General features: G+C 73.5%; 21 protein-coding genes. 9 read left to right on the top strand and 12 right to left on the bottom strand.

All coding sequences use genetic code 11. The features are described from left to right. Positions 1 to 37: 37 nt before the first annotated feature. The 4 genes from sucB to AB0J21_RS13765 all read right to left on the bottom strand — a co-directional run bounded on the left by sucB (position 38) and on the right by AB0J21_RS13765 (position 6,101). Positions 38 to 1,867, bottom strand: a complete 1,830-nt coding sequence (gene sucB / locus AB0J21_RS13780) for a 2-oxoglutarate dehydrogenase, E2 component, dihydrolipoamide succinyltransferase (protein WP_363146094.1) — start codon at positions 1,865 to 1,867, stop codon at positions 38 to 40. Between the two features lie 53 nt (positions 1,868 to 1,920). Beyond that, positions 1,921 to 3,309 (bottom strand): dihydrolipoyl dehydrogenase, encoded by a 1,389-nt coding sequence (gene lpdA, locus AB0J21_RS13775; protein WP_363146093.1) that lies wholly within the window; start codon positions 3,307 to 3,309, stop codon positions 1,921 to 1,923. A 363-nt stretch (positions 3,310 to 3,672) separates the two neighbouring features. Then, entirely contained in the window at positions 3,673 to 5,181 is a 1,509-nt protein-coding gene (locus AB0J21_RS13770) for a leucyl aminopeptidase (RefSeq protein ID WP_363146092.1), read from the bottom strand. Positions 5,182 to 5,333: 152 nt separating this feature from the next. Next, complete coding sequence (locus tag AB0J21_RS13765) at positions 5,334 to 6,101, bottom strand: adenosylcobinamide-GDP ribazoletransferase (RefSeq protein ID WP_363146090.1); 768 nt, start codon at positions 6,099 to 6,101, stop codon at positions 5,334 to 5,336. A 125-nt stretch (positions 6,102 to 6,226) separates the two neighbouring features. Here AB0J21_RS13765 and AB0J21_RS13760 point away from each other — a divergent pair, with 125 nt between their 5' ends. Further along, complete coding sequence (locus tag AB0J21_RS13760) at positions 6,227 to 6,979, top strand: hypothetical protein (RefSeq protein ID WP_363146089.1); 753 nt, start codon at positions 6,227 to 6,229, stop codon at positions 6,977 to 6,979. 30 nt (positions 6,980 to 7,009) lie between these two features. On the opposite strand, the gene cobT is transcribed toward AB0J21_RS13760, so the two are convergent. After that, positions 7,010 to 8,128 (bottom strand): nicotinate-nucleotide--dimethylbenzimidazole phosphoribosyltransferase, encoded by a 1,119-nt coding sequence (gene cobT / locus AB0J21_RS13755; RefSeq protein ID WP_363146088.1) that lies wholly within the window; start codon positions 8,126 to 8,128, stop codon positions 7,010 to 7,012. A gap of 185 nt (positions 8,129 to 8,313) precedes the next feature. Between cobT and AB0J21_RS13750 the strand changes: the two genes are divergently transcribed. Further along, a complete protein-coding gene (locus AB0J21_RS13750; RefSeq protein WP_363146087.1) occupies positions 8,314 to 9,276 on the top strand; it encodes a class I SAM-dependent methyltransferase in 963 nt (320 codons plus the stop codon). A 31-nt stretch (positions 9,277 to 9,307) separates the two neighbouring features. On the opposite strand, the gene AB0J21_RS13745 is transcribed toward AB0J21_RS13750, so the two are convergent. Further along, positions 9,308 to 10,543, bottom strand: coding sequence for a bifunctional adenosylcobinamide kinase/adenosylcobinamide-phosphate guanylyltransferase (locus AB0J21_RS13745; RefSeq protein ID WP_363146086.1), 1,236 nt, complete (start codon positions 10,541 to 10,543; stop codon positions 9,308 to 9,310). A gap of 78 nt (positions 10,544 to 10,621) precedes the next feature. Between AB0J21_RS13745 and AB0J21_RS13740 the strand changes: the two genes are divergently transcribed. Continuing rightward, entirely contained in the window at positions 10,622 to 10,894 is a 273-nt protein-coding gene (locus AB0J21_RS13740) for a hypothetical protein (protein ID WP_363146085.1), read from the top strand. Between the two features lie 328 nt (positions 10,895 to 11,222). On the opposite strand, the gene AB0J21_RS13735 is transcribed toward AB0J21_RS13740, so the two are convergent. The 3 genes from AB0J21_RS13735 to AB0J21_RS13725 all read right to left on the bottom strand — a co-directional run bounded on the left by AB0J21_RS13735 (position 11,223) and on the right by AB0J21_RS13725 (position 13,999). Continuing rightward, the gene (locus AB0J21_RS13735) at positions 11,223 to 12,353 is read right to left on the bottom strand and encodes a trypsin-like peptidase domain-containing protein (protein ID WP_363146084.1); all 1,131 of its coding nucleotides are present in this window, start codon (positions 12,351 to 12,353) and stop codon (positions 11,223 to 11,225) included. A 96-nt stretch (positions 12,354 to 12,449) separates the two neighbouring features. Beyond that, on the bottom strand, positions 12,450 to 13,172 hold the full coding sequence (locus tag AB0J21_RS13730; RefSeq protein ID WP_363146252.1) for a methyltransferase domain-containing protein: 723 nt from the start codon (positions 13,170 to 13,172) through the stop codon (positions 12,450 to 12,452). 200 nt (positions 13,173 to 13,372) lie between these two features. Beyond that, positions 13,373 to 13,999, bottom strand: a complete 627-nt coding sequence (locus AB0J21_RS13725; RefSeq protein WP_363146083.1) for a DUF3043 domain-containing protein — start codon at positions 13,997 to 13,999, stop codon at positions 13,373 to 13,375. Between the two features lie 266 nt (positions 14,000 to 14,265). Here AB0J21_RS13725 and AB0J21_RS13720 point away from each other — a divergent pair, with 266 nt between their 5' ends. The 5 genes from AB0J21_RS13720 to AB0J21_RS13700 all read left to right on the top strand — a co-directional run bounded on the left by AB0J21_RS13720 (position 14,266) and on the right by AB0J21_RS13700 (position 21,126). Next, a complete protein-coding gene (locus tag AB0J21_RS13720; RefSeq protein ID WP_363146082.1) occupies positions 14,266 to 15,069 on the top strand; it encodes a PspA/IM30 family protein in 804 nt (267 codons plus the stop codon). Positions 15,070 to 15,206: 137 nt separating this feature from the next. Next, the gene (locus AB0J21_RS13715; protein ID WP_363146081.1) at positions 15,207 to 15,485 is read left to right on the top strand and encodes a hypothetical protein; all 279 of its coding nucleotides are present in this window, start codon (positions 15,207 to 15,209) and stop codon (positions 15,483 to 15,485) included. 189 nt (positions 15,486 to 15,674) lie between these two features. Continuing rightward, positions 15,675 to 17,024 carry a sensor histidine kinase gene (locus tag AB0J21_RS13710; protein WP_363146080.1) on the top strand — a complete coding sequence of 450 codons (1,350 nt, stop codon included), beginning with the start codon at positions 15,675 to 15,677 and terminating at the stop codon, positions 17,022 to 17,024. A 73-nt stretch (positions 17,025 to 17,097) separates the two neighbouring features. Further along, a complete protein-coding gene (locus AB0J21_RS13705) occupies positions 17,098 to 17,778 on the top strand; it encodes a response regulator transcription factor (RefSeq protein WP_363146079.1) in 681 nt (226 codons plus the stop codon). Between the two features lie 201 nt (positions 17,779 to 17,979). Beyond that, on the top strand, positions 17,980 to 21,126 hold the full coding sequence (locus AB0J21_RS13700; RefSeq protein ID WP_363146078.1) for an efflux RND transporter permease subunit: 3,147 nt from the start codon (positions 17,980 to 17,982) through the stop codon (positions 21,124 to 21,126). Between the two features lie 154 nt (positions 21,127 to 21,280). On the opposite strand, the gene nadA is transcribed toward AB0J21_RS13700, so the two are convergent. After that, the gene (gene nadA, locus AB0J21_RS13695) at positions 21,281 to 22,480 is read right to left on the bottom strand and encodes a quinolinate synthase NadA (RefSeq protein ID WP_363146076.1); all 1,200 of its coding nucleotides are present in this window, start codon (positions 22,478 to 22,480) and stop codon (positions 21,281 to 21,283) included. A gap of 302 nt (positions 22,481 to 22,782) precedes the next feature. On the opposite strand from nadA, the gene AB0J21_RS13690 reads away from it, so the two are divergent. Continuing rightward, positions 22,783 to 23,139, top strand: coding sequence for an iron-sulfur cluster assembly accessory protein (locus AB0J21_RS13690; RefSeq protein ID WP_363146075.1), 357 nt, complete (start codon positions 22,783 to 22,785; stop codon positions 23,137 to 23,139). A gap of 90 nt (positions 23,140 to 23,229) precedes the next feature. Here AB0J21_RS13690 and AB0J21_RS13685 read toward each other — a convergent pair whose 3' ends face one another. Together AB0J21_RS13685 and AB0J21_RS13680 are read right to left on the bottom strand one after the other, a co-directional pair. Next, a complete protein-coding gene (locus tag AB0J21_RS13685) occupies positions 23,230 to 24,642 on the bottom strand; it encodes a hypothetical protein (RefSeq protein WP_363146074.1) in 1,413 nt (470 codons plus the stop codon). Between the two features lie 133 nt (positions 24,643 to 24,775). Beyond that, the gene (locus AB0J21_RS13680) at positions 24,776 to 24,961 is read right to left on the bottom strand and encodes a hypothetical protein (RefSeq protein WP_363146251.1); all 186 of its coding nucleotides are present in this window, start codon (positions 24,959 to 24,961) and stop codon (positions 24,776 to 24,778) included. Between the last annotated feature and the right edge of the window lie 39 nt (positions 24,962 to 25,000).

Below are 25,000 nucleotides of genomic sequence, written 5' to 3'. Positions count from 1 at the left end.
GAGGATCGTTACAGAGCCCGGAGGGGACTCAGGGGCCTCACAGCCCCAGCTCGACCTCGAACTCGCCGGCCTCCAGGATCGCCTTGACGGCGCCCAGGTAGCGGGCGGCGTCCGCGCCGTCCACCAGCCGGTGGTCGTAGGAGAGCGACAGGTACGTCATGTCGCGGACACCGATCACGGTGCCCTCCTCGGTCTCGATGACGGCCGGCCGCTTGACGGTCGCGCCGATACCGAGGATCGCGGCCTGGTTCGGCGGCACGATGACCGTGTCGAACAGGGCCCCGCGCGAACCGGTGTTGCTGATCGTGAAGGTCGCGCCCGACATGTCGTCCGGGGTCAGGCCACCGCTGCGGGCCTTGCCGGCCAGCTCGGCGGTCTTCTTCGCGATACCGGCGATGTTCAGGTCGCCCGCACCCTTGATGACCGGCGTCATCAGACCCTTCTCGGCGTCAACGGCGATGCCGATGTTCTCCGAGTCGAAGTACGTGATGGTGCCCTCGTCCTCGTTGATCCGGGCGTTGACGACCGGGTGGGCCTTCAGCGCCTGGGCCGCCGCCTTGACGTAGAACGGCATCGGGGACAGCTTGACGCCCTCGCGCGCGGCGAAGGAGTCCTTGGCCTGACCGCGCAGCTTCATCAGCCGCGTCACGTCGACCTCGACGACCGTGGTGAGCTGCGCCTGCGAGTGCAGGGCCTTCATCATGTTGTCGCCGATGACCTTGCGCATGCGGGTCATCTTGACGGTCTGGCCACGCAGCGGGGACGCCTGAAGCTTCGGCGCCTTCTTGGCGGCCGGAGCGGCGGCAGCGGCGGCGGGGGCCGGGGCGGCCTGCGCCTTCGCGGCCTCGGCGGCGGCGAGCACGTCCTGCTTGCGGATGCGGCCACCCACGCCCGAGCCCTGGACGGTGGACAGGTCCACGCCCTGCTCGGAGGCGAGCTTGCGCACCAGCGGCGTCACGTACGCGCCCTCGTCACCGGAACCGGCGGCGGGAGCGGGCGCGGCGGGCTGGGCCGGGGCCGGCGCGGGGGCCGGAGCCGGCGCGGGGGCGGCCGGGGCCGGGTCGGGCGCCGGGGCGGTCTGCTGCTGCGGGGCCGGGGCGGAGGGGGCCTGCGGAGCGGGGGCGGGCTGCTGGGGCGCCTCCTGCTTCGGGGCCTCCTGCTTCGGGGCCTCCTGCTTCGGGGCCTCCTGCTTCGGCGCCTCCTGGGCCGGGGCGGCCGGAGCCGGGGCCTGGGCGGGGGCGGCGGAGCCGGGCGCGCCGATGACGGCGAGCTTGGCGCCGACCTCGGCGGTCTCGTCCTCGGCGACCGTGATCTCCAGCAGCACACCGGCGGTGGGCGAGGGGATCTCGGTGTCGACCTTGTCGGTGGAGACCTCAAGCAGCGGCTCGTCGGCCTCGACGGAGTCGCCGACCTCCTTGAGCCAGCGGGTGACGGTGCCCTCGGTGACGGATTCGCCGAGCGCCGGGAGCACCACGTCGGTGCCCTCGGCGGAGCCACCGCCGGAAGCGGCCTCGGCGGACGGCGCCGGGGCGGGGGCCTCGGACTCGGTGGACGGGGCGGCCTGCGCGGGCTGCTGCGGCTCGGGAGCCGGGGCCTCCTGCTGGGCCGGGGCCTCGGCGGGGGCGCCGGTGCCGTCGTCGATCAGGGCCAGCTCGGCCCCGACCTCGACGGTCTCGTCCTCGGCGACCTTGATGGAGGAGAGAATGCCCGCGGCGGGCGAGGGGATCTCGGTGTCGACCTTGTCGGTCGAGACCTCAAGCAGCGGCTCGTCGGCCTCGACGCGCTCGCCCTCGGCCTTCAGCCAGCGGGTGACAGTGCCCTCGGTGACGCTCTCGCCGAGCGCCGGAAGGGTTACGGAAACCGGCATGGTTCCAGGTGCTCCTTACGAAGTGGAAAAAGTCTGTGTCGCCCGGTGACTGGTCAGTCGTGCGAGTGCAGGGGCTTGCCGGCCAGGGCCAGGTGGGCCTCGCCGAGCGCCTCGCTCTGGGTCGGGTGGGCGTGGATGAGCTGGGCCACCTCGGCCGGCAGCGCTTCCCAGTTGTAGATCAGCTGGGCCTCGCCCACCTGCTCGCCCATGCGGTCGCCGACCATGTGGACGCCGACCACGGGACCGTCCTTGACCTGGACGAGCTTGACCTCGCCCGACGTCTTCAGGATCTTGCTCTTGCCGTTGCCCGCGAGGTTGTACTTGAGCGTGACGACCTTGTCCGCCCCGTACACCTCCTTGGCCTTCGCCTCGGTGACACCGACGGAGGCGACCTCGGGGTGGCAGTACGTGACGCGCGGCACACCGTCGTAGTCGATCGGCACGGACTTGAGGCCGGCCAGCCGCTCCGCGACGAGGATGCCCTCGGCGAAGCCGACGTGCGCGAGCTGGAGGGTGGGCACCAGGTCGCCGACGGCGGAGATCGTCGGGACGTTGGTGCGCATGTACTCGTCGACCAGGACGTAGCCGCGGTCCATCGCGACGCCCTGCTCCTCGTAGCCCAGGCCCTGCGAGACCGGGCCGCGGCCGATCGCGACCAGCAGCACCTCCGCCTCGAAGGTCTTGCCGTCGGCCAGCGTGACCTTGACGCCGTCCTGGGTGTACTCGGCGCCCTGGAAGAAGGTGCCCAGGTTGAACTTGATGCCGCGCTTGCGGAAGGCGCGCTCCAGCAGCTTGGAGCTGTTCTCGTCCTCCAGCGGCGCGAGGTGCTTGAGGCCCTCGACGATGGTGACGTCGGTGCCGAAGGACTTCCACGCCGAGGCGAACTCGACGCCGATGACGCCGCCGCCCAGGATGATCGCCGACTTCGGCACGCGGTTGATCTTGAGCGCGTGGTCCGAGGAGATGATCCGGTCGCCGTCGATGGTCAGGCCCGGCAGCGACTTGGGCACGGAGCCGGTCGCGAGCAGCACGTGGCGGCCCTGCACCCGCTGGCCGTTGACGTCCACGGAGGTGGGGGAGGAGAGCTTGCCCTCACCCTCGATGTACGTCACCTTGCGCGAGGAGATCAGGCCCTGGAGACCCTTGTACAGGCCCGAGATGACCTCGTCCTTGTACTTGTGGACGGCCTCGATGTCGATGCCCTCGAAGGTCGCCTTGACGCCGAACTGCGCGCTCTCGCGCGCCTGGTCGGCGATCTCGCCGGCGTGCAGCAGCGCCTTCGTGGGAATGCAGCCGTTGTGCAGGCAGGTACCGCCGACCTTGCCCTTCTCGATCAGGGCGACGTCCAGGCCCAGCTGAGCGCCTCGCAGCGCCGCGGCGTAACCGCCGCTACCACCGCCGAGGATCACTAGGTCGAAAACGGTGCTGGCGTCGTTCGCCACGTCACGTCCTCCATGCATGTGCGCCGTAACCCGGTCATCCATGACCGGTCGGCGGCGGTCGTCGGCCGCTCGTTACTTCGGCCCTCGGTGGGGCCCTGTCCTGCCGGTTACCCATCTTCGCACTTGTCGGAGCCGGACGGGACGCGCCCCCGTGGTGTGAGAAGGGCGACAGCCGCCCGCCGGGGCCGCGCGGCGGTACGGGCACGGGTACGGCCGTGCGTATTCCGCCGGTGGGGCGGTACGCACGGCCGTACGTGTGAGCAGTCAGACAGGCACGCGCGGGCCCGGTCCTCGCGTACGGCGTGAGGCGGTACGCGAGGACCGGGCCCGCGATCACCGTCCGTCACCGGACGGCGGGCCCGATCAGACCAGTTCGCCTTCGGCGGCCGTCTCGGCCAGCCGCACCAGGGTGCGCACGGCGGAACCCGTGCCGCCCTTCGGGGTGTAGCCGAACGGGGCGCCCTCGTTGAAGGCCGGGCCCGCGATGTCCAGGTGCGCCCAGGCGATGTCCTCGGCGACGAACTCCTCCAGGAACAGGCCGGCGACCAGGCCGCCGCCCATCCGCTCACCCATGTTGGCGATGTCGGCGGTCGAGGACTCCATGCCCTTGCGCAGGTGGGTGGGGAGCGGCATCGGCCACGAGGGCTCGCCGGCCTGGCCGGACAGCTCGTGGATCGTGGCGCGGAAGGCGTCGTCGTTGCTCATCACGCCGAAGGTGCGCGAACCGAGCGCGACCATCATGGCGCCGGTCAGCGTCGCGACGTCGACGATCGCGTCGGGCTTCTCCTCGCCCGCGCGGGTGATCGCGTCGGCCAGCACGAGCCGGCCCTCGGCGTCGGTGTTGAGCACCTCGACGGTCTTGCCGCTGTACATGCGCAGCACGTCGCCGGGGCGGGTCGCGGAACCGGAGGGCATGTTCTCGGCCAGGGCCAGCCAGCCGGTCACGTGCACGGGCAGCTTGAGCCGCGCGGCGGTGACGACGGCGGCGAACACGGCGGCGGCGCCGCCCATGTCGCACTTCATGGTCTCGTTGTGGCCGGCCGGCTTGAGCGAGATGCCGCCCGAGTCGTACGTGATGCCCTTGCCGACGAAGGCGAGCGACTGCTGGGCCTTCGCGCCCTTGTACTCGACCTTCACGAGCCGCGGCGGGCGCGCGGAGCCGGCGCCGACGCCGAGGATGCCGCCGTAGCCGCCCTTGGCCAGGGCCTTCTCGTCCAGGACGGTGACCTTGAGGCCGTGCTCCTTGCCGGCCGCCTGCGCGACGGCCGCGAAGGACTCCGGGTACAGGTCGTTCGAGGGGGTGTTGACCAGGTCGCGGGCCCGGTTCAGCTCCTCGGCGAGCACGACGGCGCGCTCGGCGGCCGCCTTGTGCGCCTTGTCGCGGGCCTTCGCGCCGTGCACGGCGATCTCGGCGACCGGGGCCTTGGCGTCCGTGTCGTCCTTGTAGGCGCGGAAGGCGTAGGCGCCGAGCAGGGCACCCTCACCGATCGCGCCGACCGCCTCGGCGTCGGCCACGGGCAGCGCGAAGGACGCCTTCCTGACACCGGTCAGGGCGCGGGCCGCGACACCGGCGGCGCGGCGCAGCGCCTCCGCGCCGAAACCGGCCTCCTTCACGTCCTCGGCGCCGAGGCCGACCGCCACCACGAGCGGGGTCTTGAATCCTGCCGGGGCGGGGAGCTTGGTCAGCTCGCCCTCGGCACCCGAGGCGCCCAGCGTCTCCAGGAGACCGGCGAGCTTTCCGTCGAAGGCCGCGTCCACGGCCTCCGCGCCGGGTGCGACGACCGGGCCCTCGGTGCCCTTCGCCACACCCACGACGATCGCGTCGGCCCGCAGGCCGGACCCGGCGGCGGGCTTAAGAGTCAGAGCTGTCACGGTGGTGAGTTCTCTCTTCCATAGAGTTCGGGGCCAGATGCTGGGGACGACGGCCCGGCGCGGGGTCCGATCGGACCGGCGCCGAGGCAGAGCCTACGCTCCGTGACGGCCTTCGCCCATGGCGGAGGCCGCCCTCCCACCTGCCGTGGGGCTCAGCGCCCCAGAGCGAGGACCACCAGCGCCGCCGTGGCCGCCGTCTCCTCCAGTGCCCCGAACACGTCGCCGGTCACCCCGCCCAGCCGCCGCACGCAGCGGCGCAGCAGTACGGCCGCCGCCCCCAGACCCGCCAGGACGGCCGCGAGCAGCCGCAGCACCGCCCACGGGCCCTCGCCCGCCCCGGCCGCCGCGCACACCGCCAGGCACAGCGCCCCGGCCCCGTACGCCGCCGCGCGCGGGACGGTTCCGGCGACGGCGGCCCCGAGGCCCTCCGGGCGGGCGGCCGGTACGCCCGCGCACGCGGCGCCGGTCATCGCCAGCCGCCCCACGACGCCCGCGACGGCGGCACCGATCGCGCCCTGCGCCCAGCCGTCCCCGTACAGCCGGGACAGGACGGCCACCTGGGTGAGCAGGACCAGCAGGAGCGTCACGACGCCGAACGGGCCGATGTCCGAACGCTTCATGACACCCAGCGCCGCCTCCGCGGGCTTCCCGCTGCCCAGCCCGTCCGCCGTGTCGGCGAGACCGTCCAGGTGCAGCCCGCGCGTGAGCACCGCGGGTACGGCGACGCTCGCGACCGCCGCGAGGAGCGCGCCCGCGCCGAGCAGCGACAGCACCCCGCCGAGTGCGGCGGCGGACAGCCCGACGACCAGCCCGGCCAACGGCGCCCAGAGCATCCCCGCGCGGGCCGCCTCCCGGTCCCAGCGGCTCACCCGTACGGGGAGCACGGTCAGGGTGCCGAAGGCGAAACGTATGCCGTCCATGGGGGCGATCCTCTCAGGCGCGTCGCGCCCGCCCGCCGCTCGGGCCGACCGGGGGAACGGACGGGCGTACGGGCCGATTACGGGATAGAACGGGCGCTGGGGTGAACGACGTCGGGAGCGGCCGCATGGGGACCTGGTTCGACCGGAACTTCGTGGAGCCGGGCAAGCTGCCGCTGCTGCTCGCGCTCGCCGCGTTCGTCGTGACCTTCCTCGTGACCCGTACGGTCACCCGGCTGATCCGGGCCGGCAAGGGCCCGTTCCGCGACATCGCCCCCGGTGGGGTGCACATCCACCACGTCGTGCCGGGAGTGGTCCTGGCCGTCGTCGGCGGCTTCGGCGCGGTGAGCAGCGGGAAGCGGGGGGTGGCGGCCGGGATCTGCGCGGTGATCTTCGGGGCGGGGGCCGGGCTCGTGCTCGACGAGTTCGCGCTGATCCTCCACCTGGACGACGTCTACTGGTCGGAGCAGGGGCGGCAGAGCGTCGAGGTCGTGATCCTCACCACCGCGCTCGTCGGGCTGCTCGTCGCCGGTTTCTCCCCGATCGGCGTCGACTCGGTGTCCTCGCGGGAGGCCGGCGGGCGGGCCACCGCGATCACCGTCCTCCTGCTCGACCTGCTGTTCGTCGTCGTCACCCTCGTCAAGGGCAAGCCGAAAATGGCGGTGATCGGCGTCCTGGTGCCGTTCCTGGCGTGGGTCGGGGCGGCCCGGCTGGCCCGGCCCGGCTCCCCGTGGGCCAAGCGCTTCTACGCGAAACACCCGCGCCGCAGGGCCCGCGCACTGGTCCGCGCCTACCGCCACGACCGCGACTGGGTCCGCCGCGCCCGCCGCTTCCAGGACCTCGTCGGCGGGGCCCCGGACCGTCTCCCGATCGGCAGGTGAGCGGCGGGCCGGAGCGGGCCTGAAAGCCCCTCACCCCTCGGCCGATTCCCCGCTCTCGGGTTCCTTGGCCTCCGGCTCCCCGGTCTCGGGTTCCCTGCTCTCCGGCTCGCGTACCGGAAGCTCCCCGGTGAGCGCCGCCGCGGCCCGCACCAGCGGCAGGGACAGCAGCGCGCCGACCCCCTCGCCGATCCGCACCCCCTGGTCGAGCAGCGGCTCCAGGGCCATCCGGTCGTACGCCTTCGCCTGTGCGGGCTCCCCGCTGGCGTGTCCGGCCAGCCACCAGTCCGGAGCGCGGAAGGCGGCACGCTGCGCGACCAGCGCGCAGGCCGCGGAGACCACGCCGTCCAGGACCACGGGGGTGCGGCGCACCGCGCACTGGAGCAGGAAACCGGTGATCGCCGCGAGGTCCGCGCCGCCCACCGCGCCCAGCAGTGCCAGTTGGTCGCCGAGGACCGGGCGGGCCCGGCGCAGCGCGTCCCGGATCGCCGCGCACTTACGCATCCAGGTCAGGTCGTCGATCGCCTCGCCGCCACGCCCGGTCACCACCGAGGCGTCCGTGCCGCACAGCGCCGCGATCAGCGTCCCGGCCGCCGTGGTGCCGCCCACGCTCACGTCACCGAGCACCACGAGGTCGGTGCCCGAGTCGGCCTCCTCGTCGGCGACGGCCATCCCGGCGCGCACCGCGGCCTCCGCCTCGTCCGGGGTCAGCGCGTCCTCGATGTCGATACGGCCCGAGCCGCGCCGCACCCGGTGCCGCGTGACCTCGGCCGGCAGCGTGTCCGGATCGCAGTCCAGCGCCATGTCGACGACCCGCACCGGGACGTCGAAGCCCCTGGCCAGGACCGCCACCGGGGCGGTGCCCGCCAGCACCTCCCGCACCAGGGCCGCGGCCCCGCCCGCGGGACGCCGGGACACGTCCAGCCGCGCGATCCCGTGATCCCCGGCGAAGAGGATCACGCGCGGCTGCCGTACGGGCGTCACCGGAACCGTGGTCTGCGCCGCCGAGAGCCACTCACCCAGCTCGTCCAGCCGGCCCAGCGCGCCCTTCGGCACGCTCAGCAGCGCCCTGCGGTCCTCGGCGGCGTGCCGGACCGCGCTGTCGGGGCGTTCGATCAGGTCGGAGAAGTCGTCGAGATCAATCCTGCTCATTCGCCGAACAGTACCGGCACCCGCCGCCCCGCCCCCGTACGGCCCGTACGCCGTGGGGAGTGCGCAGGACGAGGGAGGCGTTCCGGGCGGGTCCAGCGGGATACGTGACAGTTCATCGGGTTTTATGACAGGTGCGGCCTTTTCCGGCGAAACCGTCGTCAGCGAGCACGGGGTGAGGAGCGGTCATGTCCACGAACACCACGGCACACCTCCCGAAGCACACCGAACTCCCGCGGCCCACCGGGGCCGGCGACACCGGGGGCCGCGCGCCGCGCCGCAGGCGAGGACCGCAGGCACCGCCCCCGGCGGCCGGCGCCGAATGCGGGTGGTGCGGATCGCGGCGGCTGCTGCCCGTCCCGCGCGCCGCCGCCGTACGGCTGACCCGCTGCTCGCGCTGCGCGCACACCTTCGGCGTCCCCCGCGCCACCGCGTCCGCGCGTCCGCCCGCCCCGCGCGCCGTCCCCGAACGCCGGCACCGCGAACGGGCCCGGCTCCTGCTCCCGTACGGCGAACCCGAGAGCTGGCTCGACGTCGGCACCGGCGAGGGGGCCTTCCCCGCCGCCGCCCGCTCCTGCTTCCCGTACACCGCCTTCGACGGTCTCGACCCCGACCCCGCCCGGATCGACCGGGCCCGCGCCGAGGGGCACATCGAGGAGGCCCACCGTGGCACGCTCAGCTCCGCGCTGCCCGCACTCGTGGGGCGCTACGACGTCATCAGCCTCTTCCACCAGCTGGAACGCGCCCCCGACCCGCAGGCCGAACTCGCCGCGGCCGCCCAAGCGTTGCGCACCGGCGGACACCTCCTCGTCGAGGCGTACGACCCGCGCTCCGCGCTCGGCACGCTGCTCGGCCCGCACTGGACCCCGTTCACCGAGCGGGCCCCGGCCCACCTCGTGCCCTGCTCGGGGCTGCGGCGCGCCCTGCGGGAGCTGGGCTTCACCGTCCTCACCGTGCAGCGCGGTTCCGCCCACCTGCCGGGCGACCTGCGTACGGCGGCCGCCCGCGCCCTCGCCCACCGGGGCGGGCCGACCGCGCTCCTGGCCCGACCGCTCGGCGGCGCGGCCGGAGCCCTCGACACGCTGCTCGCCCCGCTCGCCCGCCACACCCGGCTCAGCACGACCTACCGGGTCCTCGCCCGCCGCAGATGAGGCCGCCGGTGCGCGAAGGGCCCTCCCGTGCTCAGCCCCGCAGGACCAGCGCCTGGCCCGCGACGACCAGCAGCACCTGTTCGCACTGGGCGGCGAACCCCGCGTTCAGCCGCCCCAGTTCGTCCCGGTAGCGGCGCCCCGAAGCGGTCGCGGGCACCACACCCGAGCCCACCTCGTTGGACACCGCCACGACCAGCCGCCGGGTCTCCCGCAACGCCTGCGTCAGCTCCGCGACCCGGGCGCGCAGCTTCCGCTCCCCGCCGGTGGCCCACGCGTCGTCGTCCCACGCGTCGACCGTGTCCATCGCGTCCGCCAGCCACAGCGACAGACAGTCGACGAGCAGCGGCGGACCGTCCGTCAGCAGCAGCGGCACCAGGTCGCAGGTCTCGGCGGTACGCCAGGACGCGGGGCGCCGCTCGCGGTGCAGCCCTATCCGGGCCGCCCACTCGGTGTCCCCGTCCCGGCTGCCGCCCGTCGCGACGTACAGCACCTCCGGATACGTCTCCAGGCGCCGCTCGGCCTCCACGGACTTCCCCGAACGGGCGCCGCCCAGCACGAGCGTGCGGCGCGGGACGAAGGGCGCCCGGTAGGCCGTCTCGTCCGGCGCGAGACCGCGCACCCCGGCACCCGTGCGCGCCGCGAGCGTCGTCCCGTCCGGGACCGCCCGCGCCCCGGCCGCGCTCAGCCGCCGCTCCAGTTCGGGCCCCGGCGGCACGTCGTGGTCCAGGTGCGCGGCGAGCACCGCCGTGTCCGGGCCCACCGCGCCCGCCGCCCGCAGCCGCGCCAGCGCGTCCGGCCGCCGTACGACGTCCATGACCACGGTGTCGTACGGCTCCGGGGACTCGTCCGCACCGGCCGGGCCCGCGCCCGGCGGCAGGTACAGCAGCCGTTCCCCGTCCGGGCCGGTCACCGCGTAGCCGGTGCCCGGGGCGTCCGTGGCCAGCGCCCGCACCCGGTGGCCCGCGAGCAGCGCCAGCTCCCGGCCCTCCGGCACCCGGCCCGGCTGCGGCAGTCCGGCGGGGATGTCCATGGCGGGGCCCTCGTGCGGGTGGCTCAGCAGGACCTGCCGGGCGCCGCCGAGCGAATGGCCCGCGCGGGCCGCCGCGAACACCGCGCCCGGGGTCAGGTCGAACAGCAGGACCCCGTCGACCAGCAGCGCCGTCGCCGACCGCGCGTCGGGACCGAGGGCGCGCGCGCACGCGGCGCAGGGGCAGTCGGGGCGGGGCAGACCGGAGGGGCCGCCGGTGCCGAGCAGAGTCAGTTCCACCCCGTGATTTTCTCCTGCCCCCTGCGGGGCCGCGCGTCCGGCTACGCTTCGGGGAGGACTCGGATCTTGGAGGCTGACATGGCGGCATGGACGTGGCGGTTCGAGAAAACCGACGGGACGGAGGTCCAGCCGGCCCTGGAGCCCGAGGAGTTCACCACGCAGGGTGACGCGGAGTCCTGGGTCGGCGAGTACTGGAAGGAACTTCTCGACGGGGGCGCCGACCAGGTGCGGCTGTTCGAGGACTCCACCGAGATCTACGGACCGATGAGCCTGCACGCGAGCACCCCCGAGCCCGCCCCGGCCGAACCGGCGGCCGAGGAGGAGCCCGGCGAGGAGGCGACGCAGGCTTAGGGGGCGTCCGGGTAGTCCTGCACAGCCCTCGCGGTGTCCGGCGCTCCCTCTGAATCTCTTCGGGCAGGGGGAGCGCCGGCTCGCCGCACCGGCCGAGGACCCGAGCAGCTCCGCTACGAGGGCTTTCGTCCGGCACGCCGGTCCGGGAGCACCTCCCGGCCGGGGGCTGGGGGAGCAGCACCGGACACCGCGGGCACCGCTCAGAACCGCCCGGACACTCCTGCGGGGCGTTCCGCGGAGCCGGGCTGCCGTGCCCCGCGCCCGGCGCGCGTCCGGCCCGGCACAGGTCCGGGCCCGGCTGAGCCCCTCGGTCCCGCCCCCGCCCGGCTCACATCTCGCCGAGCGTCACCCGGGCCTTGTGCTCGTCGCCGTCCCGCGTGTAGGTCACCTCGACGCGCTGACCGGGCCGGTCGGCGGCGAGCGCCTCGGTGAGCGACTCGATCGTCGTCAGCTTCTCGCCGTCCAGCGCCGTCAGGATGTCCCCGGCCCTGATCCCCGCCTTGTCGGCGGCCCCGCCGTCGCGCGCGCTGACGACCGCCACCCCGGAAGGGGAGAGGCTCGCGCCCAGCACCGTGCGCCCGGTGATGCCGAGGGCGGCCCGGCCCGAGTCGGTGACCTTGCCGTTCTTCACGATCTGGTCCGCGATCGTGCGCACGGTCGCGGAGGGGATCGCGAAGCCGATCCCGGGCGCCGTGCCCGAGCCCAGCTCCGGATCGGTCGCGGCGAGCGTCGGGATGCCGATGACCCTCCCGTCCAGGTCCACGAGGGCGCCCCCGCTGTTGCCCGGGTTGATGGCCGCCGAGGTCTGCACCATGTTGGCGATGGTCGCTCCGGTGCCGCCGCCCGAACGGCCCTCGCTGACCGTGCGGCCCGTCGCCGACACGATGCCCTGGGTCACGCTGGAGGCCAGGCCCAGCGGAGAGCCCATCGCGAGCACGATCTGACCCATGGACACCTTCCGCGAGTCCCCGAACCGGGCGGCTTTGAGCCCCTTGGGCGGATGGTCGAGGCGGACGACCGCGAGGTCCTGCTGCGGATAGCTCGACACCAGCTTCGCGGACAGCTCCTGCTCACCGGTGGCCGTCGTCACCTTGAAGGCCCGCTCGTCGCCGACGACGTGCGCGTTGGTGACGACATGGCCCTTGCCGTCGAGGACGATGCCCGAGCCGAGCGAGTCGCCCGCGCGGATCTGCACGACGGAGGGCAGCACGTCCTTGATGACCCGCTGGTAGTCGCTCTGCAACTGGTCCGCCGAGCGCGGCACACCCGCCTCGGGGGCGCGGGCGGAGCCGGCCGAGGCCTGTCCGGCGACCGGGGAACAGCCCCCGAGCAGGGCCACCGCGCCCAGCGCGGCACCCACCGGCAGCAGCCGCGCGCGAAGGACACGGCGGCAGGGACGGGGAGGGGTGGCGCAGGAGCGGGAGAGGAACCGGGAGACACGGAGTTCGCGAGCGTCCATGTCCGGATTATGTGGCGACGGGGTTTCCTCCGGCCGCCTGGAAGGGGCTGTCCGGGGGCCCCGCCCCCTGCCCGCCCGCGCGGGCCCCGGTGGCTCTCAGCCCCGTACGCCGCACAGGTGCAGCAGCCCCGCGACCTGCCGGTAGGGATCGGTGCGCCCCGCGCGGTCCTCGGCAGTGAGCAGGCGGTCGAGCTCCCCGGGGGCGGGGGTGGCCCCGTGGTCGGGGAAGTGCTCCGTGAACACCCGGACCCCGTACCAGCCGGCGAGCGGCGCGCCGATGCCCGCGAGGGTCTGGGTGAGGGCGGAGAGCCGGTCCGCGCGCACCGCGCGACCGCGCCGGTTCAGGGCGACGGGGGAGTCGAAGGCCGCGAGCGCCGTCTCCCAGTGGCCTTCGAACCCCGGGCGCAGGGCGAGCGCGTCGGCGTTGCGCACCAGCAGCGACAGCAGCCCGCCGGGGGCCAGCACCCTGCCCAGACCGGCCAGCACCGGATCGGGCTCCTCGACGTGCATCAGTACCCCGTGACACAGCACGAGGTCGAAACTCCCCGGCGTGAAGTGCACGCCGGTCTCCCGGCCGTGCCCCTCCAGCAACCGCACCCGGCCCCGCACCTCGGCGGGCTCGCCGGACAGGACCGAGCGCGCCATCGTCAGAAGCTCCGGATCGGACTCCAGGCCGGTGACCTCGTGTCCCGCGCGCGCCAGCCGCAACGCCTGGGTCCCCTGCCCGGTGCCCACGTCCAGCACCCGCAGCCGGCGGCCCTGCGGGAAACACTCCGCGAGCCGCTCGTCGAGCTGCCGCGCCACCAGCACCTGGCGCACCGCGCCACGCACCCCGCCCAGCCCCCGCACCCACCGCTCGGTCTCCGTGGAGACCTGCTGCGGCACGGGCTGCCCGTCCGGACCCGGGGCCGGACGAGGACCGGGCACCGCGCCGGGCTCAGGACCGCCCTGCGGGGGCGGGCCGAAGCCACCGGGATGCCCGGCGGGGGCAGCGCCGAAGAAATCGGAGGGCGCAGTACTCAGGGCCGCTCCCCGCGCTGCACCTGGGGCTTGGGCATCCGCAGCCGCCGCATCTGGAGCGTGCGCATCAGGGCGTAGGCGACGGCGCCCTTCTTGGGCTCGTTCGGGTACCGCGTGCGCAGTTCCTTCTTCAGGCCCATCGCGATCCGCACCGAGTCCACCACGATCAGGATGATCAGCAGCAGCCAGAAGAGCAGGGCGATGTTCTGGAGGGCACCCACCCGCACCATACTCAGCACGAGGATCACGACGGCGGCGGGCAGGAACCACTCCGCCACGCACCGCCGGGAGTCCACGTAGTCCCGGGCGAGCTTGCGCACCGGGCCCTTGTCACGGGCGGGCAGATAGCGCTCGTCGCCGGTGGCCAGCGCCTGGCGCTGGCGCTCCATGTCGGCGCGGCGCGCGTCGCGCTGCCGCTTCGCCGCCTCCTTGCGCGTCATCTGCGTGTTGGTCACGCTGCGGCGCTGCGTCTGCGAGGCGCTGCGCTTGGGGGTCGGGCGGCCCTTGGGGGCCTGCGGGTCACGGGGCTGCTTGGAGTCGGTCACCTGCGCCTGGGCGCCCGGTGCCTGCTCATCCTTCGTACGGCTACGGAACACAAAACCCAAGGGTACGGGGTGCCGGCGCATGAGCGGCCGCGGTCCGGGGAACGATCCCGCAACACCGTGCGTCCTGAATACCGGGCGTAGGTGGACTTACGGGGACCTGACCGGCGGGTTTCCGGGCCCGGGCCGGGGTGCGCCTACTCCCTACGCCGGACCGCCGTCCTCCGCAGTCGTCCTTGGGGAGGAGCGGATAGCCGCTCGAACAGTGCGGTAATAGAGGCAGGGCCCGTACTGTGGGTTCTGTTGGAGTGCTGCAGCCGAAGGCCGTCAGAAGGGGGCGCGCGAAGCCCATGAGCGGTGTGATGAAGCGTATGGGGATGATCTTCCGCGCGAAGGCGAACAAGGCCCTTGACAGGGCCGAGGACCCGCGCGAGACCCTCGACTACTCGTACCAGAAGCAGCTCGAACTGCTTCAGAAGGTGCGCCGGGGGGTCGCCGACGTCGCGACCTCCCGCAAACGACTCGAACTGCAGCTCAACGGGTTGCAGACGAATTCCTCGAAGCTGGAGGAACAGGGGCGCAAGGCGCTCGCGCTCGGCCGGGAGGACCTCGCCCGCGAGGCGCTCTCCCGCCGCGCGGCCCTCCAGCAGCAGGTCACGGACCTGGAGACGCAGCATCAGACGCTGCAGGCCGAGGAGGAGAAGCTGACCCTCGCGGCGCAGCGCCTCCAGGCCAAGGTGGACGCCTTCCGCACCAAGAAGGAGACCATCAAGGCCACCTACACCGCCGCCCAGGCGCAGACCCGGATCGGCGAGGCGTTCTCCGGGATCTCCGAGGAGATGGGCGACGTCGGCCTCGCGATCCAGCGGGCCGAGGACAAGACCGCGCAGCTGCAGGCCCGGGCCGGCGCGATCGACGAACTGCTCGCCTCGGGCGCCCTCGACGACTCGTCCGGACTGGCCAAGGACGACATCGCGGCCGAACTGGACCGGCTCTCCGGCGGCACCGACGTGGAGCTGGAGATCCAGCGCATGAAGGCCGAACTCGCCGGCGGCAGCGGCGGGCAGCAGCAGGCCATCGAGCCCGGTCAGGGCGAGGCGAACCCGCAGCAGCCCGGCCAGTCGCAGGGCACCCCGCGTTTCGACAAGCAGTAGCGGCGGCGCACCGGCCGGTGCGGGCCCCCGGCCCGCACCGGACCGCCCGCCCGCCGCCGGACCCGTCCCACCGCAGTCGTCCGTACCGCCCGCAGTGACACGGCCCCGCTGCCGTGCGAGCGCCCGAGGAGAACGTCATGATCGTCCGGATCATGGGGGAGGGCCAGGTACAGCTGGCCGACAGCCACGTAGCCGAGCTGGACAGGCTCGACGACGAACTGCTCGCCGAGATGGACAAGGGGGACGGCCCCGGCTTCCGCACGACCCTGCACGCCCTGCTCGACCGGGTCCGCGCCCTGGGCACCCCGCTGCCCGACGACTCGCTGGAGCCGTCCGAGCTGATCCTGCCCGCACCCGACGCGACCCTCGAAGAGGTCCGCGCCATGCTCACCGACGACGGCCTGATCCCGGGCTGAACCCGTCGCCGCACTCCCACCACCGGGGCGCCCCCGCCAGCGCGGAGGCGCCCCGGCGCACGTCACCGACGCGATCCGCGTGCCGGTGACGGGGCGCACGCTCACCCGTTCGTACCAACGGCGCGTACCCGACCGTCCACGCCGTCTCGTCCCAGGGGGAAGCCAGGGAACAGGAGACCGTCCACCACCATGTCCGCCCACCTGCCGGCGCCCCTGCGCCACGTCACCTGCTGGTCCCGCGCGCACCCCCGCGGGCCCGACGCGCTGCTCGCCGTCCTCGTGCTGGCCTGCATGGTCCTCGGCTCCTTCGCGGGGCCGCGCTCCCCGCAGGGCCCGGTCTGGGAGGCCCGCTCGCCCGGGGCGCTGAGCCTCGCCCTGATGACCGCGTGCGCGGGGCTGCTCGTCCTGCGCCGGCGTCGTCCCCTGCTGGTCCTCTGCCTCACCTCCGCGCTGTCCGTGTGCGAGGTCGTCACCGGCGAGCCCCGCGCCCCCGTCGTGATGGGCGCCGTCATCGCCCTGTACACGGTCGCCGCGCACACCGACCGCTCCACCGCCTGGCGGGTCGGCCTGGTCACCGTCGTCGGCCTCACCGCCGTCGCGATGCTGGCCGGGGAACTGCCCTGGTACTCCCAGGAGAACCTGGTGATCACCGCCTGGACCGGGCTCGCCGCCGCCTTCGGGGACGCGGTGCGCAGCCGGCGGGCCTTCTGGGCGGCGATCCGCGAACGTGCCGACCGCGCGGAGCGCACCCGCGAGGAGGAGGCCCGCCGCCGGGTCGCCGAGGAGCGGCTGCGCATCGCCCGCGACCTGCACGACGTCGTCGCCCACCACATCGCCCTCGTCAACGTGCAGGCCGGGGTCGCCGCCCACGTCATGGACCGACGCCCCGACCAGGCCAAGGAGGCGCTCGCCCACGTCCGCGCGGCCAGCCGCTCCGCCCTGGAGGAACTGCGCGCCACCGTGGGGCTGCTGCGGCAGTCCGGCGATCCGGCCGCGCCCACCGAGCCCACCGCCGGACTGGAGCGCCTCGACGAGCTGCTCGGCACCTTCCGCAGCGCCGGGCTCCCGGTCACCCTCGTCACCCCCGACCCGCAGGCCGCGGGCCCCCTGCCCTCCGCCGTGGACCTCGCCGCCTACCGCGTCGTCCAGGAGGCGCTGACCAACGTCCAGAAACACGCGGGACCGGACGCCCGCGCCGAGATCAGCGTCGTACGGGTGGGCCGGCAGGTCGAGGTGAGCGTCCTCGACGACGGCCGGGGCGGCGCAGCCGAGGGACCCGAGCAGGACGGCGGCCACGGGCTGCTCGGCATGCGGGAGCGGGTCGGCGCGCTCGGCGGGCACCTCACGGCCGCCCCCCGGTACGGAGGCGGCTTCCGGGTCCACGCGATACTGCCCCTGGACCTGCCGAGGACCGGACCCGACCCCGCGTGCGGGCAGCCGGCCGGGGAGGACCGGCCGGGGAGGACCGGCCGGCACACCGGGGGCCGCCCTCCCGCCCAGGGCCACCGACCGACCGTACGACCGGGGGAAGCCGTATGAGCCGTCATACCCGCAGGCACCGAGAACTCAGGAGTCCTCTGACACGAGGCCGCTTGGGCCGGTGGGGCACCTCGTGACCATCCGCGTCCTGCTCGCCGACGACCAGGCCCTGCTGCGCAGCGCCTTCCGGGTCCTCGTCGACTCCGAACCCGACATGGAGGTGGTCGGCGAGGCGTCCGACGGGGCCGAGGCCGTACGGCTCGCCGCCCAGGAGCGCGCCGACGTCGTCCTCATGGACATCAGGATGCCGGGCACCGACGGGCTCGCCGCGACCAGGATGATCAGCGCCGACCCCGCCCTCGCCGACGTGCACGTCGTGATGCTCACGACCTTCGAGGTGGACGAGTACGTCGTCCAGTCGCTGCGCGCGGGCGCCTCCGGCTTCCTCGGCAAGGGCTCGGAACCCGAGGAACTGCTCAGCGCCATCCGCGTGGCCGCCGCCGGGGACGCCCTGCTGTCGCCCGCCGCGACCAAGGGCCTCATCGCGAGCTTCCTCGCCCAGGGCGGCGGCGCCCGGGCGGGCGGCGAGGGCGGCGGGGCGCGGCTGGCCACCCTGACCACCCGCGAACGCGAGGTCCTCGTCCAGGTCGCCGGGGGGCTGTCCAACGACGAGATAGCCGAACGGCTCGCGGTCAGCCCGCTCACCGTCAAGACCCACGTGAACCGGGCGATGGCCAAACTGGGCGCCCGCGACCGGGCACAACTCGTCGTAATCGCCTACGAATCGGGACTGGTACGCCCACGGGTTGAGTGAGTCCCCACCACTGCGTACTGCGCCCGCAGTAGAGGCCCGCGCAGAAATGGTCCTGGAAGCGAGCCCTGGGGGCCCCGCGATGAACCATCGTGTTGTACGAACGGTCCGCAGCTTCCGCACACCCCATCCGGCCCCGCTCGGCGGCGTCCGGGCGGACAGCCGCTCCTCGCCCTTGCCGCGTAGCCACAGAGAGAGACCTCCATGTCCTGGCTGTCGAGATTCAGCCTTGCCCAACGGGCCCTGATCGGGCTGATGTCGGTCATCGCGATCGTCTTCGGCGCGATAGCGATACCGCAGCTGAAACAGCAGCTGCTCCCCAACATCGAACTCCCCATCGTCTCCGTCCTCGCTCCCTACCAGGGCGCCTCGCCCGACGTGGTCGAGAAGCAGGTCGTGGAACCCCTGGAGAACTCGCTCGACGCGGTGGACGGCCTCTCCGGGATCACGTCCACCTCCAGCGAGGGCAACGCCGTCGTCATGGCGCAGTTCGACATCGGCGGGGGCGACTCCAAGCAGCTCGTCGCCGACGTCCAGCAGGCCGTCAACCGCGCCCGCGCCCAACTGCCCGACGACGTCGACCCGCAGGTGATCGCCGGTTCCACCGACGACATCCCGACCGTCGTCCTGGCCGCGACCTCCGACCGCGACCAGCAGGCCTTCGCCGACCAGCTCGACCGCTCCGTGGTCCCCGCGCTGGAGGACATCGACGGCGTCGCCCAGGTCACCGTGGACGGGGTGCGCGACCTCCAGGTCACCGTCACCCCCGACGACGCCGAGCTGGCCCGGGCCGGCCTCAACACCAGCGCGCTCAGCCAGGCGCTCAAGGCGGGCGGGGCGACCCAGCCGGCCGGCTCCTTCGACGAGGGCGGCAAGAACCGCACCGTCCAGGTCGGCGGCGCCTTCACCTCGCTGAAGCAGATCGAGAACCTGCGCGTCCTGCCGCAGACGGCCCCCGGGGCCCCCGCCAAGGGCGGTCCGGCCAAGCCCGTACGCCTCGGTGACATCGCGAAGGTCGAGCAGCAGGAGGCCCCGGCCACCGCGCTGACCCGCACCAACGGCAAGCCCAGCCTCGCCGTCGCGCTGACGATGAACCGGGACGGCAGCGCCGTCGCCATCTCCGACGAGGTCGAGAAGCAGCTGCCGAAGCTGCGCGCCTCGCTCGGCACCGACGCCAAGCTCACCGTGGTGAGCGACCAGGGACCGGCCGTCTCCAAGGCCGTCAAGGGCCTGACCACCGAGGGCGCGCTCGGCCTCGTCTTCGCCGTCCTCGTGATCCTGGTCTTCCTCGCCTCGATCCGCTCGACGCTCGTCACGGCGGTCTCCATCCCGCTGTCCATCGTGCTCGCGCTGATCGTGCTGTGGACCCGCGACCTGTCCCTCAACATGCTCACCCTCGGCGCGCTCACCATCGCGATCGGCCGGGTCGTGGACGACTCCATCGTCGTCCTGGAGAACATCAAACGGCACCTCGGCTACGGCGAGGAACGCAAGGAGGCCATCCTCACCGCCGTCCGCGAGGTCGCCGGAGCGGTCACCTCCTCGACCCTCACCACCGTCGCGGTGTTCCTCCCGATCGGCCTGGTCGGCGGCATCGTCGGCGAGCTCTTCGGCTCCTTCTCGCTCACCATCACCGCCGCGCTGCTCGCCTCGCTGCTGGTCGCGCTCACCGTGGTGCCGGTCCTCTCGTACTGGTTCCTGCGCGCCCCGAAGAACGTCAAGGACGCCGCCGGGGTCGAACAGGCCCGCAGGGAGGCCGAGGAGAAGGAGGCGCGCAGCCGTCTCCAGCGCGCCTACGTGCCCGTCCTGCGCTTCGCGACCCGCCGCCGGCTCATGAGCCTCGCGATCGCGGTCGTCGTGCTCGTCGCGACCTTCGCCATGGCGCCCCTGCTCAAGACCAACTTCTTCGACCAGGGCGACCAGGACACGCTGAGCGTGACCCAGGAACTCCCGCCCGGCACCAGCCTCAAGTCCACCGACGAGGCGGCCCGCAAGGTCGAGAAGCTGCTCGACGACACCGACGGCGTCCAGGACTACCAGGTCACCGTCGGCTCCTCCGGGTTCATGGCGGCCTTCGGCGGCACCACCGACACCAACCACGCCACCTATCAGGTCAAGCTCAAGGACGCCGAGCAGTACGAGGCCGTCCAGGACCGGATCGAGAAGGGCGTGGCCGGGCTCGACGGGGCCGGTGACGTCAGCGTCGCGGCCGGCGGCGGCTTCGGCGACCAGGACCTGAGCGTCGTGGTGAAGGCGCCCGACAGCGACACGCTCGACAAGGCCGCCCAGCAGGTCGTCGGCGCCGTCAAGAAGACCGACGACGTCAAGGACGTGCAGAGCGACCTGTCGCAGTCGATCCCGAGGATCTCGGTCACCGCCAAGCCCGCCGCGGCGGAAGCCGGTTACGACGACGCGGCCCTCGGCTCGCTCGTCGCCCAGTCGGTGCGCGGCACCACGAGCGGCGAGGCGATGCTCGACGACACCGCGCGCGACGTCGTCGTCAAGTCCGCCCACCCGGCGACCACCCTGGCTCAGCTGCGGGGGCTCGACCTGGGCGCGGTCAAGCTCGGCGACATCGCCCAGGTCCAGCTCGTGGACGGCCCGGTCTCCAGCACCCGGATCGACGGCGCCCGCGCGGCGACCGTCACGGCCAAGCCGGTCGGGGACAACACCGGCGCCATCAGCGGGGACCTCCAGAAGAAGATCGACGCGCTGGACCTGCCGCAGGGCGCGACCGCCAGCATCGGCGGGGTCACCTCCGACCAGGACGACGCGTTCAAGAACCTCGCGCTGGCCATGCTCGCGGCCATCGCGATCGTCTTCCTGCTCCTCGTGGCCACCTTCCGCTCGCTGATCCAGCCGCTCATCCTGCTGGTCTCCATCCCGTTCGCGGCGACCGGCGCACTCGGCCTGCTCCTCGTCACCGGCACCCCGATGGGCGTCCCGGCGATGATCGGCATGCTGATGCTGATCGGCATCGTGGTGACCAACGCGATCGTGCTCATCGACCTCATCAACCAGTACCGTTCGCGCGGTCTGGGCGTGGTCGAGGCCGTGATCGAGGGTGGCCGGCACCGGCTGCGGCCCATCCTCATGACGGCGCTCGCGACCATCTTCGCGCTGCTGCCGATGGCCCTCGGGATCACCGGTGAGGGCGGCTTCATCGCCCAGCCGCTCGCGGTCGTGGTGATCGGCGGACTGATCACCTCCACGATCCTGACCCTCCTGCTCGTCCCGACGCTCTACGCCCTCGTCGAACTCCGCAAGGAACGCCGCGCCAAGAAGAAGGCGGCGAAGCGGGAGTCGAAGGCGCAGCCCACCGTCCCCGAACAGGAACCCGTCAAGGTCTGAAAGGTCTGACCCGCGACAACACGAGTGGGGCCGGCTCCCGGAAGGGAGCCGGCCCCACTGGTTTGCGGTCGGCCAACGAGCCACTGGGCGCTGTCAAGCCTGCCCGGCGATCGAGGGCGAACAAAGGCCGAAGGCCGAGTGACCACCTCGCCGCCTACGGCAGCAACAGCATCCGCTCCAGCGCCGCCTTCGCGTACTTCTCCGTCTCCGCGTCCACCTGGATCCGGTTGACCAGCTTGCCCTCGGCGAGCGACTCCAGCGTCCACACGAGGTGCGGGAGGTCGATCCGGTTCATGGTCGAGCAGAAGCACACGGTCCGGTCGAGGAAGACGATCTCCTTGTCCGGGTGGGCCTTCGCCAGCCGGCGCACGAGGTTCAGCTCGGTGCCGATCGCCCACTTCGAACCGGCCGGGGCCGCGTCCAGCGCCTTGATGATGTACTCCGTGGAGCCCACCTCGTCGGCCGCCGACACCACTTCGTGCTTGCACTCGGGGTGGACCAGGACCCGGACGCCGGGAACGCGCTGCCGCACCTCCTCGACCGAGTCCAGTGAGAAACGCCCGTGCACCGAGCAGTGCCCGCGCCACAGGATCATCTTCGCGGCGCGCAGTTCCTCGACGCTCAGCCCGCCGTTCGGCTTGTGCGGGTTGTAGAGGACGCAGTCCTCCAGGGACATCCCGAGGTCCCGTACGGCCGTGTTGCGGCCCAGGTGCTGGTCGGGCAGGAAGAGCACCTTGTCGCCCTGCTCGAAGGCCCAGTTCAGGGCCCGCTCCGCGTTGGAAGAGGTGCAGATCGTGCCGCCGTGCCGGCCGGTGAACGCCTTGATGTCGGCCGAGGAGTTCATGTACGAGACGGGCACCACGCCGTCGGCGATCCCCGCCTCGGTGAGCACGTCCCAGCACTCGGCGACCTGTTCGGCGGTGGCCATGTCGGCCATCGAGCAGCCGGCCGCGAGGTCCGGCAGGACGACCTGCTGGCGCTCGGAGGTCAGGATGTCGGCGGACTCCGCCATGAAGTGCACACCGCAGAAGACGATGTACTCCGCCTCGGGGCGGGCGGCGGCGTCCCGGGCGAGCTTGAACGAGTCCCCGGTGACGTCGGCGAACTGGATGACCTCGTCCCGCTGGTAGTGGTGGCCCAGGACGAAGACCTTGTCGCCGAGCTTCTCCTTCGCCGCGCGGGCGCGGGCCACCAGACCGGGGTCGGAGGGCTCCGGCAGATCACCGGGACACTCGACGCCGCGCTCGCTGCGCGGGTCGGCCTCCCGGCCGAGCAGCAGCAGCGCCAGCGGCGTGGGCTGTACGTCGAGAGCGGTGGGATCGACGGGGGCTTGGGCCGTGGTCACGTCACGCACCCTTTCTTCGTTTCGGCAAGCGCGGCGGGGGCCGCTCGAACGGCTTCAGCGCGTGCTGCATGCGCCGGAAACCTCTTTTCGTCTTACTGACGTTATTCATGATATCCGCTTACCGTCATATTGACGATGCCAGGCGTCCCGATGTGACGTGCGCCCCTCGCCGCCCCGTGTCGGCTCTCCCGGGCGTGTGCGAGCATGAGGGGGAAAGACGAAGAAGCACCCACCCACAGCCGGAATGAAACCGGGCCGCAACCGGTTGGAACGTCGGCAAGCAGTCTCCGTACAACCCGGGAGAGAAGCAGATGTCCGTATCGGACGAGACCACCACCGTGAGCGACGGCATCCTCCTGTCCGACGCCGCCGCGTCCAAGGTCAAGGCCCTGCTGGACCAGGAAGGCCGTGACGACCTCGCGCTGCGCGTGGCCGTCCAGCCCGGCGGTTGCTCCGGCCTGCGCTACCAGCTCTTCTTCGACGAGCGTTCGCTCGACGGCGACGTCGTGAAGGACTTCGGCGGCGTCAAGGTCGTCACCGACCGGATGAGCGCTCCCTACCTGGGCGGCGCCTCCGTCGACTTCGTGGACACCATCGAGAAGCAGGGCTTCACGATCGACAACCCGAACGCCACCGGCTCCTGCGCCTGCGGCGACTCGTTCCACTGACCGGCTCCGAGCCAGGTCACTCCAGGCGGCGGCCCCCGGAACTCTCCGGGGGCCGCCGCCTCTTGTGCGTCCGCGGGCCCGGGCGCCCGTTCAGCGCGCCGGGACGGTCCGTCCCTCGTGGTCCACGACCGTCCGCTCCCCGGCGGGCCGCTCCAGCGTCACCGTGCGGGACAACTCCTCGGCGAGCAGCACGCACACCTTCCCCGGCCGGCTGTGCTCCACCACGCTCACCCGCACCCGGCCCTTCTCCTCGTGCGCGAAGGCGCGGTAGGAGGCGCACACCCCGCCGGTGAACCGCACGGTCAGACGCCGCCCGTCCGCCGTGTACGACTGCGGGCGCACCGCGCGCGTGCGCTCACCGGGCCCGGTCGAACCAGGACCGCCCGGCGCCATCCGCTGCCCGCCGCCCGGCTCCAGGTACTTCGCGTCCACCGCCGTCCCGGCCAGCGTCACCAACTGCCCCGCCCCCGAGGGGCGTACGTCGAAGAGCCAGGACGGTACGAGGACCGGGCGCCCCTTCTCCGAGCGCACCGACAGACCGAAGCGGGCCGACTCCACGGGAACGGAGGAGGGGCCGCCCGTCCCGGCGCCCGGCCCGCCCGCGTTCAGCCGGTCGAGGGCCTGCTGCGCCGAACCCACCGGATAGCGCGGGCCCTTGACCGGCTCCAGCAGCTTCCCGCTGCCGCCGCTCACCGTCCCGTCCGGCGCGACCTGGAGCAGCGTCGACCAGCCCCGCGTGGGCAGCCCGTCGAGGACCGGATCGGCCTCGACCTCCCGGACCGCGCCCCGCAACCGCTCCGCCCTCGTGCGCGCCGCACCCTGGCCGAGCGCCTTCAGCACCGGCGCCGCCGCCGCACGCGTCGCCGCCGCGCTCACCGGCGTACCGCCCGGGGAGGGGGAACAGGGCTTGGCGCGCGGGCAGTTGTCGCCGCCCGCGCCCGGACGCGCCAGGTAGGTCCAGCTCCCCGGGGCCTGCCGGCTCACGCGCAGAGCCGGACCTGAACCGTCGTTCGCCGGGCCGATCCGCCAGTCACCGCCCTCGGCGCGCGCACTGCCCTCCACGCCCAGCGCCTTCGCCAGCCGCAACACGTCCCCCCGCGCCACCGTCCCCGAAGACCGGTACACCGGGGCCGAGGCGGGCCCCTTCGGCAGCGGTCCGTCGGCCCGGTAGCGCACTCCGTCCGGATCGGGCTCCCCGGGCGCGATGCCGGCGGAACCACTTCCCGCCGACGGGGCCGGGGAGTCCACCGCGTCGAGGGCCAACGGCGGGGCCGAGGAGCCGCCCGGGGAGGCCGGACCCGTGGACGTCCGGCCCGCCGGGGCGCCGCCCGCACCCCCGCCGTCGTGCTGCGCCGCGAGCACCGCCGCCGTGCCGCCGCCCGCGAGCAGGACCACCCCGACGACGGAGAGCGTGGCCAGGGGCCGCAGCCCCCCGCGCGGGCGGGGCCCGGCGGACTCGGTCCCGGCCGGATCGGGATGCCCGGCTCGCCTCTGCGCGTTCACCGCATCGCTCCTTCGTCTCGCCGCCGCCCGTGACAGGGGGACGTCCCTAGGACAGCGGTTCGACGGGGCGGACCCCGGCTCGGTTCCGCGCGCGGGTACCAGAGGCCGGATGCAGCCGCCCGCGGGCCCGGGCTCAGCCCCCGTACTCCGGCATCCGCTCCAGCAGACGGGCCGAGGACGAGGGGACCGACACGCCCCGGATGAGGGCGGGCGGCACCGGCACGAGGGCGGCCGCGGGCACCGACCAGTGCGGGGCCATCCGCTGGGCGTACCGGGTGAGCTGCGGCAACCGGGCGACGCTGCCCGGAGCGGGGTTCATGTCCATGAGCGCACCGTACGCACCGGGATGCCGCGAAAA

This window comes from Streptomyces sp. NPDC049954 (assembly GCF_040656295.1).
In the GTDB taxonomy this organism is placed as follows: domain Bacteria; phylum Actinomycetota; class Actinomycetes; order Streptomycetales; family Streptomycetaceae; genus Streptomyces.
This window is presented reverse-complemented; position numbering and strand designations above follow the sequence as displayed.

Coding starts and splice junctions, on each gene's coding strand:
- AB0J21_RS13750 (WP_363146087.1), top strand. CDS start 8,314: ATGTCCACGAACACCACGGCACACCTCCCGAAGCACACCGAACTCCCG.
- cobT (WP_363146088.1), bottom strand. CDS start 8,128: ATGAGCAGGATTGATCTCGACGACTTCTCCGACCTGATCGAACGCCCC.
- AB0J21_RS13700 (WP_363146078.1), top strand. CDS start 17,980: ATGTCCTGGCTGTCGAGATTCAGCCTTGCCCAACGGGCCCTGATCGGG.
- AB0J21_RS13690 (WP_363146075.1), top strand. CDS start 22,783: ATGTCCGTATCGGACGAGACCACCACCGTGAGCGACGGCATCCTCCTG.
- AB0J21_RS13680 (WP_363146251.1), bottom strand. CDS start 24,961: ATGAACCCCGCTCCGGGCAGCGTCGCCCGGTTGCCGCAGCTCACCCGG.
- AB0J21_RS13725 (WP_363146083.1), bottom strand. CDS start 13,999: ATGCGCCGGCACCCCGTACCCTTGGGTTTTGTGTTCCGTAGCCGTACG.
- AB0J21_RS13710 (WP_363146080.1), top strand. CDS start 15,675: ATGTCCGCCCACCTGCCGGCGCCCCTGCGCCACGTCACCTGCTGGTCC.
- AB0J21_RS13735 (WP_363146084.1), bottom strand. CDS start 12,353: ATGGACGCTCGCGAACTCCGTGTCTCCCGGTTCCTCTCCCGCTCCTGC.
- AB0J21_RS13765 (WP_363146090.1), bottom strand. CDS start 6,101: ATGGACGGCATACGTTTCGCCTTCGGCACCCTGACCGTGCTCCCCGTA.
- sucB (WP_363146094.1), bottom strand. CDS start 1,867: ATGCCGGTTTCCGTAACCCTTCCGGCGCTCGGCGAGAGCGTCACCGAG.
- AB0J21_RS13720 (WP_363146082.1), top strand. CDS start 14,266: ATGAGCGGTGTGATGAAGCGTATGGGGATGATCTTCCGCGCGAAGGCG.
- AB0J21_RS13740 (WP_363146085.1), top strand. CDS start 10,622: ATGGCGGCATGGACGTGGCGGTTCGAGAAAACCGACGGGACGGAGGTC.
- AB0J21_RS13715 (WP_363146081.1), top strand. CDS start 15,207: ATGATCGTCCGGATCATGGGGGAGGGCCAGGTACAGCTGGCCGACAGC.
- AB0J21_RS13760 (WP_363146089.1), top strand. CDS start 6,227: ATGGGGACCTGGTTCGACCGGAACTTCGTGGAGCCGGGCAAGCTGCCG.